Annotated in this window: 10 protein-coding genes; 9 read left to right on the top strand and 1 reads right to left on the bottom strand. The window is 70.1% G+C overall.

Annotation, left to right across the window (positions count from 1 at the left end; translation table 11 throughout):
- The first annotated feature begins 11 nt into the window (after positions 1-11).
- A complete protein-coding gene (locus tag ACZ6N8_RS05560; protein ID WP_466007787.1) occupies positions 12-935 on the top strand; it encodes a phytoene/squalene synthase family protein in 924 nt (307 codons plus the stop codon).
- On the top strand, positions 932-2257 hold the full coding sequence (locus ACZ6N8_RS05555) for a cryptochrome/photolyase family protein (RefSeq protein ID WP_466007786.1): 1326 nt from the start codon (positions 932-934) through the stop codon (positions 2255-2257). Before ACZ6N8_RS05560 ends, ACZ6N8_RS05555 begins: the two co-directional genes overlap by 4 nt.
- On the opposite strand, the gene ACZ6N8_RS05550 is transcribed toward ACZ6N8_RS05555, so the two are convergent.
- A complete protein-coding gene (locus tag ACZ6N8_RS05550; protein WP_466007785.1) occupies positions 2258-3328 on the bottom strand; it encodes a serine hydrolase domain-containing protein in 1071 nt (356 codons plus the stop codon).
- A 91-nt stretch (positions 3329-3419) separates the two neighbouring features.
- Here ACZ6N8_RS05550 and ACZ6N8_RS05545 point away from each other — a divergent pair, with 91 nt between their 5' ends.
- From ACZ6N8_RS05545 to ACZ6N8_RS05515, 7 genes are all read left to right on the top strand, one after another.
- Positions 3420-4895, top strand: coding sequence for a dihydrolipoyl dehydrogenase family protein (locus tag ACZ6N8_RS05545; protein WP_466007783.1), 1476 nt, complete (start codon positions 3420-3422; stop codon positions 4893-4895).
- A 91-nt stretch (positions 4896-4986) separates the two neighbouring features.
- Positions 4987-5991 (top strand): LacI family DNA-binding transcriptional regulator, encoded by a 1005-nt coding sequence (locus tag ACZ6N8_RS05540; RefSeq protein WP_387116731.1) that lies wholly within the window; start codon positions 4987-4989, stop codon positions 5989-5991.
- Between the two features lie 283 nt (positions 5992-6274).
- A complete protein-coding gene (locus ACZ6N8_RS05535) occupies positions 6275-7654 on the top strand; it encodes an ABC transporter substrate-binding protein (RefSeq protein WP_466007782.1) in 1380 nt (459 codons plus the stop codon).
- Positions 7655-7731: 77 nt separating this feature from the next.
- Positions 7732-8688: a carbohydrate ABC transporter permease gene (locus ACZ6N8_RS05530; protein ID WP_466007780.1), complete on the top strand. Its 957-nt coding sequence runs from the start codon at positions 7732-7734 to the stop codon at positions 8686-8688.
- A gap of 13 nt (positions 8689-8701) precedes the next feature.
- The gene (locus ACZ6N8_RS05525) at positions 8702-9589 is read left to right on the top strand and encodes a carbohydrate ABC transporter permease (protein WP_466007778.1); all 888 of its coding nucleotides are present in this window, start codon (positions 8702-8704) and stop codon (positions 9587-9589) included.
- A 98-nt stretch (positions 9590-9687) separates the two neighbouring features.
- On the top strand, positions 9688-11340 hold the full coding sequence (locus ACZ6N8_RS05520; RefSeq protein ID WP_466007776.1) for a glycoside hydrolase family 13 protein: 1653 nt from the start codon (positions 9688-9690) through the stop codon (positions 11338-11340).
- Between the two features lie 137 nt (positions 11341-11477).
- Entirely contained in the window at positions 11478-14345 is a 2868-nt protein-coding gene (locus tag ACZ6N8_RS05515) for a galactose-binding domain-containing protein (RefSeq protein WP_466007774.1), read from the top strand.
- Positions 14346-14468 lie beyond the last annotated feature (123 nt).

The raw sequence follows: 14468 nt of genomic DNA, 5'->3' as shown, positions 1-14468 counted from the left end.
GAGGAGGGCCGGTGGACACAGATCTCACCGCTGCCTACGACCGGTGCCGTGAGCTGCACAAACGCCACGGCCGCACCTACTATCTCGCCACCCGGCTGCTCCCCGCGTGGAAACGACGACATGTGCACGCGCTCTACGGCTTCACGCGCTACGCGGACGAGATCGTCGACCAGACCGAGGACCTGCCACCGGCCGAGCGGGCCGCCCTGCTCGACGACTGGGCCAGCCGTTTCGTGGCCGGCCTGCACGGTGCGCCGGTCGACGACCCGCTGCTGCCGGCGGTGCTGCACACGATCGCCATCTTCGATCTCGACCGGGACGACTTTGCGTCGTTTCTGAAGAGCATGGCGATGGACCTGACCGTGACCGCGTACCCGACCTACGACCACCTGCTCGACTACATGGAGGGCTCGGCGGCGGTCATCGGCACCATGATGCTGCCCATCCTGGGCAGCTCCGACCCGGCGGCGGCCCGCGAGCCGGCCCGCCAGCTCGGCTTCGCCTTCCAGCTCACCAACTTCATCCGGGACGTCGCCGAGGATCTCGACCGGGGCCGCACCTACCTGCCCGACGAGGACATGGCGAAGTTCGGTGTCACCCGGGACGACCTGCTCGAGGCCCGCGACCAGGGACGGGGCACGCCGCGCATCCGCGAGCTGATCGAGTACGAGGTGACCCGCGCGCAGGCGCACTACGCCGCCGCCGCACCAGGCATCACCATGCTCGCGCCCGCCTCGCAGGCCTGCATGCGCACCGCGTACGCGCTGTACGGCGGCATCCTCGACGAGGTGGCGGCGCAGGACTACGACGTCTTCACCCGGCGGGCCCTGGTGCCGCAGCGGCGTCGGATGGCGGTGGCCGCACGCGCCCTGCTCACGTCGACAGGTACGCCTGTCTCCATCCCCGGGCCGACGATCCAACCGGCGGCCCGGTGACCGCAGGCACCGCGGTCGTGCTCTTCACCCGCGACCTGCGGGTGTACGACCACCCGGCGCTGGCGACCACCTGTGCGGCCTTCGAGCGGGTGGTCCCGCTGTACGTGCTCGACCCGGCGCTGGCCGGCCTGTCGGCCAACCGCACGCGGTTCCTGCACCAGGCGCTCGCCGAGCTGCGTACCGAGCTGCGCGAGCGTGGCGGGGATCTGGTGGTACGGCACGGCGACCCGGTGGCCGAGACGGTCCGGCTCACCGGCGAGGTCGGCGCCACAGCAGTCGCGCTCTCCGCCGACGTGAGCCACCACGCCCGGCGGCGGGAGCGGCTGCTGCACGCCGAGTGCGAGCGGCACCGCCTGCACCTGCGGCTGTTTCCCGGCCTGACCGTGGTCGAGCCGGGCGCCCTGCGACCGGGCGGCGGCGGGGACCACTACCGGGTGTTCAGTCCGTACCACCGGGCCTGGGCGGCGTCGCGATGGCGCGGGGAGCTGGCCGCGCCGCGCCGGATCACGATTCCCGACGGGGTACGCGTGGGACGCCTGCCGGCGCTGCCGCCCGGCGGGTCACCCGAGGCGGCCGTCGGTGGCGAACGGGTCGCCCGTAAGCGGCTCACCGACTGGCTTCCCGACCTCGACCGGTACGGCGACCAGCACGACGACATGGCAGGTGACGACACCTCCCGGCTCAGCCCGTACCTGCGTTTCGGCTGCGTGTCACCGCTGGCGGTGGCGAACCGTGCCGGTGACCGGGCCGGCCCGTTCGTCAGGCAGATCTGCTGGCGGGACTTCTACTACCAGGTCACCGCCTCCTTCCCGGAGATCTCGACCAGGGCGTACCGCTCGGGCGCCACCGAGCGGTGGCGCTACGACGACGACGCGTTGTCGGCGTGGACCGAGGGACGCACAGGCATGCCGATCGTGGACGCCGGGATGCGGCAGATGCGGGCCCAGGGCTGGATGCACAACCGGGCCCGGCTGATCACGGCCGGCTACCTGACCAAGCACCTCGGGCAGGACTGGCGGGCCGGGGTGGTGGTCTTCTTCAGATGGTTGCTGGACGGCGACGTGGCGAACAACTCGGGCAACTGGCAGTGGGTCGCCGGCACCGGCAACGACACCAAGCCGTACCGGGGGTTCAACCCGGTCCGGCAGGCCGAGCGGTACGACCCGGCCGGCGACTACGTACGCCGCTGGGTGCCGGAGTTGGCGGGGGTGCCGGGCAGGGCCGTGCACCAGCCGTGGCGGCTTCCCGACGAGCTGCGCCGCACCCTGGACTACCCGCCACCGCTCGCGGTGCCCGGCGCCGACCCGGTCTGGTTGCGCTGATCAGAGGCAGGAGTGCAGCACCTCGACCAGCTCGTCCACGCGGTCGTGTTCGGCGAGGACGGCAGTGGTGTACGCGAAGGCGTACCCCCGCTCCGGGTCGGCCCACGCGCTGCTGCCGCCGATGCCACCCATGCCCCAGCTGCCGTCCGGTTCCCACTGCATGCCGAGGGTCCAGCGGACCTGCCGGTCCAGCACCAGGTCAGGTCCGTCGTACTGGACCCGGGTCGCCTCGGCGACGAGTTCGGCACCGATCAGCCGGACGCCGTCCAGGACACCGCCGGCGAGCAGGCCGGCGTAGAGCCGGGCCAGGCCGGACGCGGTGGCGTGCAGGTTGACGGCCGGCATCTCGGCTCCCCGCCAGAGCGGGCTGTTCAGCACCGCCAGGTCCAGCCCGCCGGCCGGGTTGCCAAGCGCCCGTGCCCGCAGGGAGCCCGGTTCGCCGAGTTTGCGGACCGGCCAGCGCGGGTCGCCGTAGCGCAGGTCAGCGCAGCGCCGCTGCTCCGCCTCGGCCAGTCCGAGACCGACATCGAGCCGCCACCGGTCGGCGATCTCGTCGGCCAGGAACCGGCTCAGCGGCCGGCCGTCGACCCGCCGGACCAGCTCGCCCACCAGATGCCCGTACGTCCACGCGTGCTCGCCTGCCGTCGAGCCCGGCGTCCACTCGGGATCGGCCACTGCCAGGTCCCCGGCGAGCAGCGCCCAGTCGGCGATCGCGGCGGCCGGCCGGGGCACCGGGAAGGCCGGTAGCCCGGCGGTGTGCGACAGCACCTGACGGACGGTGGCCGGGGTGCGGAACTCCGGCCAGTACTGCGCGACGGGCGCGTCGAGGTCGACCTGTCCCCGGTCGACGAGCAGCAGCAGGCAGAGCGCGGCCACCGGCTTGCCCACCGAGTAGACGTTGACAAGCGTGTCCGGTCGCCACGGCGCACCGCCCGGCACGTCGCGGTAGCCACCGACGAGGTCGATCACCTGCTGCCCGTCGTACCAGACGGCGAGGCTCGCGCCGCTCTCGCGCCCGGTCGCGAGCAGGTCGTGGAAGCAGTCCCGAACCGGGGTGAAGCGTGCGTGCATGCGGTAACCGTAGGCCGTCGCGTCTGTTGCGGAGTCGACTTTTCGTCCCACCCTGGTGGTTGGGCTGATGCCGCTGGGGGATGCTGTCAGGGTGGCGGAACCGGAGCTGGTGGATGTGGTCGTGGTCGGGCTCGGTGTCGGCGGCGAGGAGGTCGCCGGGCGTCTCGCCGAGGCGGGCCTGAGCGTCGTCGGTGTCGAACGGGACCTGGTCGGCGGGGAGTGCCCGTACTGGGGCTGCATCCCGAGCAAGATGATGATCAGGGCGGCCAACGCGCTCGCCGAGGCACGCCGGGTCGACGGGCTGGCCGGGACGGCGCAGGTCCAGGCGGACTGGGCGCCGGTGGCCAAGCGCATCCGTGAGGAGGCCACCGACACCTGGGACGACACGGTGGCGGTGCGCCGGTTCACCGACCGGGGCGGCCGGTTCGTCAGGGGCAGTGGCCGGATCGACGGCCCGGGCCGGGTCCGCGTCGGTGACCAGGTGTTCCAGGCCCGCCACGGCATCGTGCTGGGCACCGGGACCCGTCCCTCGGTGCCGCCGATCGACGGGTTGGCCGACACCCCGTACTGGACCAACCACCAGGCGATCGAGGTCGAGCAGCTGCCGGCGTCGCTGCTGGTGCTGGGCGGCGGCGCCATCGGGCTGGAGCTGGCCCAGGTCTTCGCCCGCTTCGGCGTGCGGGTCACGGTGGTGGAGGCGCTGGAGCGGGTGCTGGCCCTGGAGGAGCCGGAGGCGTCCGAGGTCGCCGCCGCGGCGCTGCGCGCCGACGGCGTGGAGATCCACACCGGGGTACGGGCCGAGCGGGTCGAGCACGACGGGAGCCGGTTCACCCTGCGGGGCGCCGGCGGGGCGGAGTTCACCGCCGATCAACTGCTTGTGGTGACCGGACGCCGCGCGCACCTGGACGAGCTGGGGTTGGACACGGTCGGGGTGGACGCCAGCCAGCGCTTCCTGCCGGTGGACGACCGGCTGCACGTCACCGACGGCATCTGGGCGGTCGGTGACGTGACAGGTGAGGGCGCCTTCACCCACATCGCCATGTACCAGGCGGCGATCGTCATCGCCGATGTCCTGGCGCACGCCCGGCTCGCGACGGCGGGGCCGGACGCCAGCGGCACCGCGAGCGTGGTCGGCGGCGCGATGGGCGCGTCCAGTTCACTGGCGGCCAGCGGGTCGAGCGGATCGGCGGGCAGTGTGCCGCGCGCCGACTACCGTGCGCTGCCCCGGGTGACGTTCACCGATCCCGAGGTCGGCGCGGTGGGGTTGACCGAGCGGCAGGCCCGTGACCGTGGCATCAATGTGCAGGTCGGCTACACGAAGCTGAGCAGCTCGACCAGGGGCTGGATCCACCAGGTCGGCGACGAGGGTTTCATCAAGGTGATCGCGGACGCCGACCAGGGCGTGCTGATCGGCGCGACCTCTGTCGGCCCGGCCGGTGGTGAGGTGCTCTCCGCGTTTGTGGTGGCGGTGCACGCGGCGGTGCCGATCAGTCAGCTCAGGCACATGATCTACGCGTATCCGACGTTCCACAGGGCCATCGAGGACGCTCTGCGCGACCTGGGATGACGGTGACCCGCGCTCGACGCGGCAGATCGGCAGCAAATTCCGGCAGGATTGCTGTTCATTTCTTTCAGTCAGGTGACGTACCATTGCGCCCGTGACCAAGCGGCTGACTGAAGTTGCCAAGAAGGCGGGCGTCAGCGAGGCCACCGTCAGCCGGGTCCTCAACGGCCGCGACGGAGTCTCCGAGACGACCCGGACGGCGGTGCTCACCGCGCTCGACGTGCTCGGCTACGAGCGGCCGACCAAGCTGCGCGGCGAACGCGCCCGGCTGGTCGGGCTGGTGCTGCCCGAGTTGCAGAACCCGATCTTCCCGGCGTTGGCCGAGGTCGTCACCGGGACCCTCGCGCAGCGCGGCTACACCCCTGCTCTCTGCGCCCGGACCATCGGCGGTGTCTCCGAGATGGACTACGTGGAGATGCTCCTCGACCACCAGGTCTCCGGCGTGATCTTCGCGGGTGGCTCGTACGCGCTCGCCGACGCGCGGCACGACCACTACCGGCGGCTGACCGACAGGGGTCTTCCGGTGGTGTTGGTGAACGCGGGTGTGGACGAGCTGGGTTTCCCCCGCGTCTCCACCGACGACGCGGTGGCCGTCGAGCAGGCGTACGGGCACCTGCGCTCGCTCGGGCACGAGCGGATCGGGATGGTGCTCGGCCCGGAGGGGCATGTGCCTTCCCGGCGCAAACTCGACGCGATGGTCCAGGCCGCCGGCTGGGACGAGGCCGACGCTGAGTGTGTCGAGCGCTCCAGCTTCTCGATGGAGGGGGCGCGGGTCGCCGCGACGAAGCTTGTCGAGCGGGGCGTCACCGGCATCATCTGTGCCAGCGACGTCCTGGCGTTGGGCACGATCCGCGCGGCCCGCCGGCTGGGTCGTACGGTGCCCACCGACGTGTCGGTGGTGGGCTTCGACGACTCCGCGTTCATGACCTGCACCGACCCGCCGCTGACCACCGTGCGGCAGCCGATCGAGACGATGGGGCAGGCCGCTGTGGATCTGCTTGTCACCCAGATCGAGGGTGCCGGCGTGCTGCACGACGAGCTGCTGTTCGAGCCGGAGCTCGTGGTGCGTGGCTCCACCGCTCCCGCACCCGGCCGCTAGGCCGCACCCGCACGACGCGCTCCGGGCCGTCGACCGCTTCCCGCGGTCGGCGGCCTTTTTGTCGTCCAAAACGGACCAAACCCGATGCAAACGCAGAGTCTGTCGACATCTGTCGTAACGAAGTCGCGTCCTTTCAACACCAGGTCGACACCTTGCTGAAATGAGTCGGCCTCGTTACAGTGACTCCACTCACACCTGGCTCCGGCGCAGCTACAGGGCGTCAGGTCGCATCACCGCAGATCAGCGAAACCTTGGAGACACCCGTTCCCGAAGGGATGGACAGATGTCCGTACCGCAATACCGAAAGGCTGCGGCGCTGGCGCTCGTGGCCGGCCTGGGGTTCAGCCTCACGGCGTGCTCCACGAAGAGCGACGACAAGGGCTCGACCGCCGGCGGCAAGGTCACCATCACCGTCGACTGCCAGCCGGTCGGCGCCCAGAAAGAGCTGTTGAAGAACTGGAACGACGACGTCGCCGAGTTCCAGCGGCTGAACCCGGACATCGTCATCAAGAGCGTCAGCGTCGGCGAGCAGTGCAACAACCCGCCGGACTTCACCGCCCGCCTCGCCGGTGGCACCGTGACCGACGTCTTCTACGGGTACATGACCGACGTCCAGCAGGTGCTCGACTCCGGCCAGGCGATGGACATCACCCAGTACGCCAACAAGGACAACATCCCCACCTGGGACAGCGTCGACCCGGCGCTCAAGGAGGTCTTCACCGACGGCGGCAAGCTCTACGCCGTCCCGGTGAAGAACTACTCGATGGGCCTGGTCTACAACAAGGTCCTGTTCCAGCAGGCCGGGCTCGACGTCAACAACCCGCCGAAGACCTGGGCCGACGTCCGGGTCGCCGCCAAGAAGATCTCCGCGCTGGGCAACGGCATCGCCGGGTACTCGGAGTACAGCGCCGGCAACACCGGCGGCTGGCACTTCACCTCGCTGCTCTACTCGCAGGGCGGGCGGGTGCTGACCGAGGACGGCAAGAAGGCCGACTTCAACAACGCCACGGGCAAGCAGGTCCTGCAGAACCTCAAGGACATGCGGTACGGCGACAACAGCATGGGCTCCCGTCAGCTCCTCCAGTGGGGTGACCTGCTGACGAACGCCGGCGCGGGCAAGGTCGGCATGTTCATCGGCGCGCCGGACGCCACCCAGGCGATCGTCAGCCAGTTCCAGGGCAAGTTCCAGGACTGGGCGATGAGCCCGCTTCCCGGCCAGGACGGTCCGGCCAAGGGGACGCTCGGTGGCGGCGAGGGCTACTTCTTCAAGAAGGACCTCACCCCGGAGCAGGTCAAGGCCGGCATGAAGTGGATCGCGTACCAGAAGCTGACCCCGGGCAAGGGCCAGTTCGACTACGTCCGGGCCAAGCCGCAGAACTACCCGGTGGGTCTGCCCCAGCCGCTGCTCTTCGCCAACGGCAGCGAGGCGCAGAAGCAGGAGCTGGAGCTGCGCAAGGCGAACGCGAACGTCGACACCGCCAACTTCGCCCTCTTCGAGGCGACCCCGGTGCCGATCAAGGGTGAGCCGCGCAACGCGCAGGCGATCTACGCGGTGCTCGACGCCGCGATGTCCGGGGTGCTGACGAACCCGAACGCCAACATCGACGCGCTGCTCAAGACCGCCGAGGAGAAGGTCAACCAGCTCCTCGCCGCGGAGAGCTGACCGATCGTGTGGGGGCCGGCACGCCGATCCGGCCCCCACACCGTCCACGCCGCACCGACTCACCCAGGAGAGTTGCCTTGGCGATCACCACCGTCCCGCAGATCCCTCGGAAAGCGGGCCGTCCGCCGTCGCCGTACCCGTCGGGGCCGCAGCGCACGAGCCTCGGCCGCAAGGTACGGGACAACCTCACGGGTCACGCGTTCCTGATCGGCGCGGTGCTCTGCTTCGTCGTCTTCTCCTGGTACCCGATGGTGCGCGGCATCGTGATGAGCTTCCAGCGCACCCGGCGCGGCGAAACCACCTGGGTGGGCTGGGACAACTACACCCGCATCATCGCCGACCCCAGCTTCTGGCCCGCCTGGAAGAACACCTTCTACTTCACGGTGCTGGCGCTCGTCCTCGGGTACGCGGTGCCGTTCTTCGTGGCGATCCTGCTCAACGAGTTCCGCCACGCCAAGGGGTACCTGCGGATCCTGGTCTACCTGCCGGTGATGCTGCCGCCCGCCTCGGCGCTGTTCCTGTTCAAGTTCTACGCGTACGACCCCAGTGAGGCGGGGCTCTTCAACGCGATCCTCAAGGCGCTGCACCTGCCCACGTCGCAGTGGATGCAGTCGCCCGAGATGACGATGCCGGCCATGGTGATCGCGTCCACCTGGATGAACATGGGTGGCGCCGTGCTGATCTACCTGGCGTCCCTGCAGAACATCCCGGGCGAGTTGTACGAGGCCGCCGAACTCGACGGCGCCGGGATCTGGCGGCGCATCCGCCACGTGACGATCCCGCAGACCCGGCTGATCCTCGCGCTGCTGGCGATGTTGCAGATCGTCGCCACGATGCAGCTCTTCATCGAGCCGCTGATCCTCGCCAACGGCGCGGGCGCTGAGGACTCCGCGACGTCCGTGGCGTACCTCATCTACCAGCACGGTTTCTTCCAGAACGATCTCAACGGCGCCGCGGCGCTCGGTGTGATCATGCTGGTGGTGCTGGCCGGCTTCTCCGCCGTCTACGTGCGGCTCACTGCGAAACAGGACTAGGACGGGGCGGGCAATGGCACAGGATTCCGGAACCCGGACCCTCATCTCGCACACGCAGATCAGCCGGGGGCGCGGCAAGGTCATCTACTGGACGCTGCTCACCGTCGTCGTCGTGGGCTTCACGCTTGTCTTCCTCGGGCCGCTCTACTGGATGGTCACCGGCGCGCTCAAGTCCGGCCAGGAGATCGCGCAGACGCCACCGTCGTTGTTCCCCAAGGATCCGCAGCCGCAGAACTACATCGACGCCTGGAACAATCTGGCGCTCGCCAAGCTGCTGTTCAACACCTTCTACTACGCGATGGGCGCGGTGCTGTTCCAACTCGTGCTCGACAGCGCGGCGGCCTACTCCCTGTCCAAGCTTCGGCCGATCTTCGGCAACGTGATCCTCGGCCTCATGCTGGCCACGCTGATGATCCCGGCGATGGTGCTCATCGTCCCGCAGTACGTGACAGTGCTCGACCTGCCGATCCTGCACATCAACCTGCTCGACTCGCCGTTCGCCATCTGGCTGCCGCTTGTGGCCAACGGGTTCAACATCTTCCTGTTGAAGCGGTTCTTCGACTCGATTCCGGAGGAGTTGATGGCGGCCGCCCTCATCGACGGGGCGTCGTCGCTGCGCACGCTGTGGTCGATCATCCTGCCGCTGTCGCGTCCCATCCTCGGCGTGGTCTCCATCTTCGCCGTCACGGCGGTCTGGAAGGACTTCCTCTGGCCGAAGCTGGTCATGCCCTCGCCGGAGACCCGGACGGTGAGCGTGGGCATCTACACCTTCGCCGGTGGCACGCCGATGAACGTGGTGATCGCCGCGTCGGTCATCGCCGCCATCCCGACGGTCATCATCTTCCTGATCTTCCAACGGAACATCATGTCCGGCCTGACCGCGGGCAGCATCAAGGGGTAGCCAGCAGCGCGCCTCCCGCGGTGAACAACGACAGTTCGCCCGACACATATCCAGGTCCGGCGAAACCGCCGACGTACTGATCCAGAAAGCAGGTGCTCGTGTCCACAGCAGACAGTGGTCCGTGGTGGCGTGGAGCGGTTATCTACCAGGTGTATCCGCGTAGCTTCGCCGACGGAAACGGCGACGGAATCGGGGACATAGCCGGGATCCGGTCCCGGCTGGATCACCTGGCCGCGCTTGGCGTCGACGCCATCTGGTTCAGTCCCTGGTATCCGTCGCCGATGGCCGACGCCGGCTACGACGTGTCCGACTACCGCGACATCGACCCGGTCTTCGGCACCCTGGGCGAGGCGGAGGCACTGATCGCGGAAGCCCACGCGCTCGGCATCCGGACCATCGTCGACGTCGTCCCCAACCACTGCTCCGACGCGCACCCGTGGTTCCAGGCGGCGCTCGCCGGCGGCCCGGGTGCGCCCGAGCGGGACCTGTTCTGGTTCCGGCCCGGCCGAGGCCCGAACGGCGACCAGCGGCCCACCGACTGGATCGGCGAGTTCGGTGGCGAGACCTGGACCCGGACCACCAACCCGGACGGCACGCCCGGTGACTGGTACCTGCACCTGTTCGCGCCCCAGCAGCCGGACTTCAACTGGGACCACCCACGGGTACGCGCCGAATTCGAGGACATCCTGCGGTTCTGGTTCGACCGGGGCGTCGACGGCATCCGGATCGACTCGGCAGGTCTGCTCGTCAAGGACGGGACGCTGCCCGAGGTCCTGCCGGACCGGCCGCACCCGTTCCACGACCTCGACGGGGTGCACGACATCTACCGGGGCTGGCGGCGGGTGGCCGACGAGTACGCGGACCGGGCCCTGATCGGTGAGGTGTGGCTCCCGGACCGGCAGCGGTTCGCCAACTACCTGCGCCCGGACGAGCTGCACGCGGCGTTCAACTTCGACTTCCTCGGCTGCGCCTGGGACGCCTCGGCGCTGCGCGAGAGCATCGACGGGACGCTGAGCGCCCACGCGCCTGTCGGCGCGCCGGCCACCTGGGTGCTCTCCAACCACGACGTCACCCGGCACGTCACCCGCTACGGCCGGGCCGACACGACGTTCAGCTTCGCCGCGAAGCGCGAGGGGATCCCCACCGACCTGGAACTGGGCACCCGCCGGGCCCGCGCCGCCGCGTTGCTGTCGCTGTCGCTGCCCGGCGCCGCCTACGTCTACCAGGGCGAGGAGCTGGGCCTATACGAGGTCGAGGACATCCCGTACGCGATGCGCCAGGACCCGATGTGGGAACGCTCCGGCCGCGTCGACCCCGGCCGCGACGGCTGCCGCGTACCGCTGCCGTGGACCGGCGACGAGCCGCCGTTCGGGTTCAGCCCCGAGGGTTCGCCCGCGCCGTGGCTGCCCCAACCCGCCGACTGGAAGGACCGCACGGCACGGGCGCAGACCGGCGACGCCGCCTCGATGCTTGAGCTGTACCGGGCGGCCATCGCGATCCGCCGGGCCGAACCGGCCCTCGGCGATGGCGCGCTGACCTGGCTGCCCGCCCCGGACGGGGTGCTCGCGTTCAGTAGGGGCGAGGGCTTCCGCTGCCTGGTCAACCTCTCCGACGCGCCGGTGGCGATACCCGCCGACGCGCGGTTGCTGCTGGCCAGCGGGCCGCTCGACGACGGGCTGCTGCCGTCGGACACGGCCGTCTGGCTGCGTACCGCCGATCTGCCAGCGGCGGACGGCGCCACCCGGACCTGACCCACAGCCGTGGTGCCGGCGGTCCCGTCCCGACCGCCGGCACCACCACCCGAAGAGAGGAGGACCCAGGGGGAACGCGCCACGCCGCACCGACACGGGGGGATCTGGCCTGCCTGACGAAAGGGAGAGCGCAGCTCATGGCCAACCACACCACCGGCACCCCGCACCACCTTCGACACCCGACCCGGGCAGGGTTGGCCGCCATCGCCGCCACCCTGCTCGCCGCGACATCGGTGACCGTCCTCGCGGTCACCGGCACCGCCACCCCGGCCTCGGCGGCCGGGTTGTCCCCCTTCGACATTCCGGGCCGCGGCGCGACAGTCCCGTTCGTCGAGCAGGAGGCGGAGAAGGCAGCGCACAACGGCACGAAGATCGGCCCGGACCGCCGCTACGGCACGCTGCCGTCGGAGGCGTCCGGTCGGGAGGCGGTCACCCTCGACGCCGTCGGCGAGTACGTCGAGTTCACCCTCACCGCCCCGGCGAACGCGGTCACCTTCCGGCTCAGCATCCCGGACAGCCCGTCCGGCAGCGGCCGGGACGCCGCCATCGACCTGCGGGCCAACGGGACAGTGCTCAAGTCGGTCCCGGTGACGTCGAGGTACGGCTGGTACTACGGCGGTTACCCGTTCAACAACAACCCGGGTGACACCAACCCGCACCACTTCTACGACGAGACGCGGGCGTTGTTCGGCAGCACCTACCCGGCCGGCACCAAGATCCGTCTCCAGGTCGCGTCGACCGCCCAGTCGCCGACCTTCACCATCGACCTGGCCGACTTCGAGCTGGTCACACCGATCGCCAAGCCCGCAGGCGTGCTCGACGTGGTCACCGACTTCGGTGCCGACCCGAGCGGCGCGACCGACTCGACAGCGAAGTTCCAGGCGGCTGTCGACGCCGGGAAGGCCCAGGGCAGGGCCGTCTGGATCCCCGCCGGCACCTTCACCCTCTGGGACCACGTGGTGGTCGACGGGGTGACCCTGCGCGGCGCGGGGCCGTGGTATTCGGTGCTCGGCGGGCGGCACCCCACCGACCGCAAACGCGCGGCAGGCGTCTACGGCAAGTACGTCCCCGGCGGCGGGTACACAGGCGAGATCCGGCAGCACGAGGCCGGCGGGCCGAGCCGCAACGTCACGCTGCGGGACTTCGCCATCATCGGGGACATCCGGGAACGGATGGACGACGACCAGGTCAACGCCCTCGGTGGGGCGATGTCCAACTCGGTGGTGGACAACCTCTGGCTGGAGAACACCAAGGTCGGGGCGTGGATGGACGGCCCGATGGACAACTTCACCATCCGCAACAGCCGGATCCTGGACCAGACCGCGGACGGGGTGAACTTCCACACCGGCGTGACCAACTCGACGGTGACGAACACGTTCGTCCGCAACACGGGCGACGACGCGCTGGCGATGTGGGCGCAGAACGTGCCGAACGTCAACAACTCCTTCACCCACAACACGATCGGCGTGACGCTGCTGGCGAACCACCTGGTCAGCTACGGCGGTCGGGACATCAAGATCACCGACAACGTGACCGCCGACTCGCTCACCAACGGCGGCGGCATCCACGTCGCCAACCGCTATCCCGGCGTGCAGGGCGCCACCGGAGTCCAGGGCACCTGGACGATCGCCAGGAACACCCTGATCCGCAACGGCAACTCGGACTACAACTGGAACTTCGGCGTCGGCGCGATCTGGTTCTCCGCCCTCAACGAGGCGTTCCAGAACCCCACGATCAACATCACCGACACCGACATCCTGGACAGCTCGTACGCCGCGCTGCACTGGATCGAGGGTCAGACCAGCGGGATCAACCTCAGCAACGTACGGATCGACGGCGCCGGCACGTACGCGCTCCAGGTGCAGGCACCCAGCCAGGTGTCGTTCACGAACGTACGGGCCAGCAACATCGCGCAGAGCAACCCGATCCACAACTGCGTGGGCGGTGGCTTCCAGATCACCCAGGGCACCGGCAACTCCGGCTGGTACACCCCGACCCCGTACTGCGGCCCGTGGCCGGCCCCGCAGTGGGGTGGCGGCCCGACCAGTCCGCCGCCGACCACCACACCCCCGCCCACCACGCCACCCCCGACCACGCCACCCCCCACCACTCCGCCGCCGACCGGCGGGAACCTGGCGCTGGGTCGGTCGGTGACCGCGACCAGCACCAACCAGAGCTACACGGGTGCCAACGTGGTGGACGGCAACGCGGCCAGCTACTGGGAGAGCGCCAACAACGCCTTCCCCCAGTCGGTCACCGTCGACCTGGGCGCGACCCGGTCGGTCGACCGGGTGGTGCTCAAGCTGCCCGCCGGATGGGAACAACGCACCGAGACGCTGTCGGTGCTCGGCTCCACGGACGGCTCGTCGTACGCCACCCTGGCGTCGTCCGCCGGGCGGGTCTTCGACCCCGGCGCGGGCAACACGGTATCGATCGGGCTGCCCGCCGGTGACCGCCGCTACGTCCGGGTCACCGTCACCGGCAACACCGGCTGGCCTGCCGCGCAGCTCTCCGAGGTCGAGGTGTACGGAGGCACGTCCACCACCCCACCCCCGATTACTCCGCCGCCGACCACCCCGCCGCCCACCGGCAACCTGGCGGCCGGACGCCCTGTCACCGAGACCAGCCACTCCGACGTGTACGCCGCTACCAACGCGGTGGACGGCAACCCGAACACCTACTGGGAGAGCGCCAACAACGCGTTCCCGCAGTCGGTGACAGTGGACCTGGGCACCGCCCGAACGGTGTCCCGGATCGTGCTGAAGCTGCCACCGTCCTCGGCCTGGCAGACGCGCACCCAGACGCTGTCGGTGCTTGGCTCCGCAGACGGCTCGTCGTTCACCACAGTGAAGGCGTCCGCCGGCTACACCTTCAACCCGGCCAGCGGCAACACCGTCACTGTGACATTCACGGCGAGCAGCCAGCGCTACCTGCGGCTGACAGTCACCGGCAACAGCGGCTGGCCGGCCGGCCAGCTCAGCGAGTTCGAGGTCTATTCCAGCTAGCCCGGTGGCCCCCGCCCAGCCGGGGCGGGGGCCGACCGGTCCGGTCACCCGGGTGCAGCGCGGCCCCGGGCCGGCCACAGTTCCGTCCCCCAACCCGTCCCCCACCTGTCGCGGCACGACGGG

It is taken from the genome of Micromonospora sp. NPDC047521 (assembly GCF_055587305.1).
This window is presented reverse-complemented; position numbering and strand designations above follow the sequence as displayed.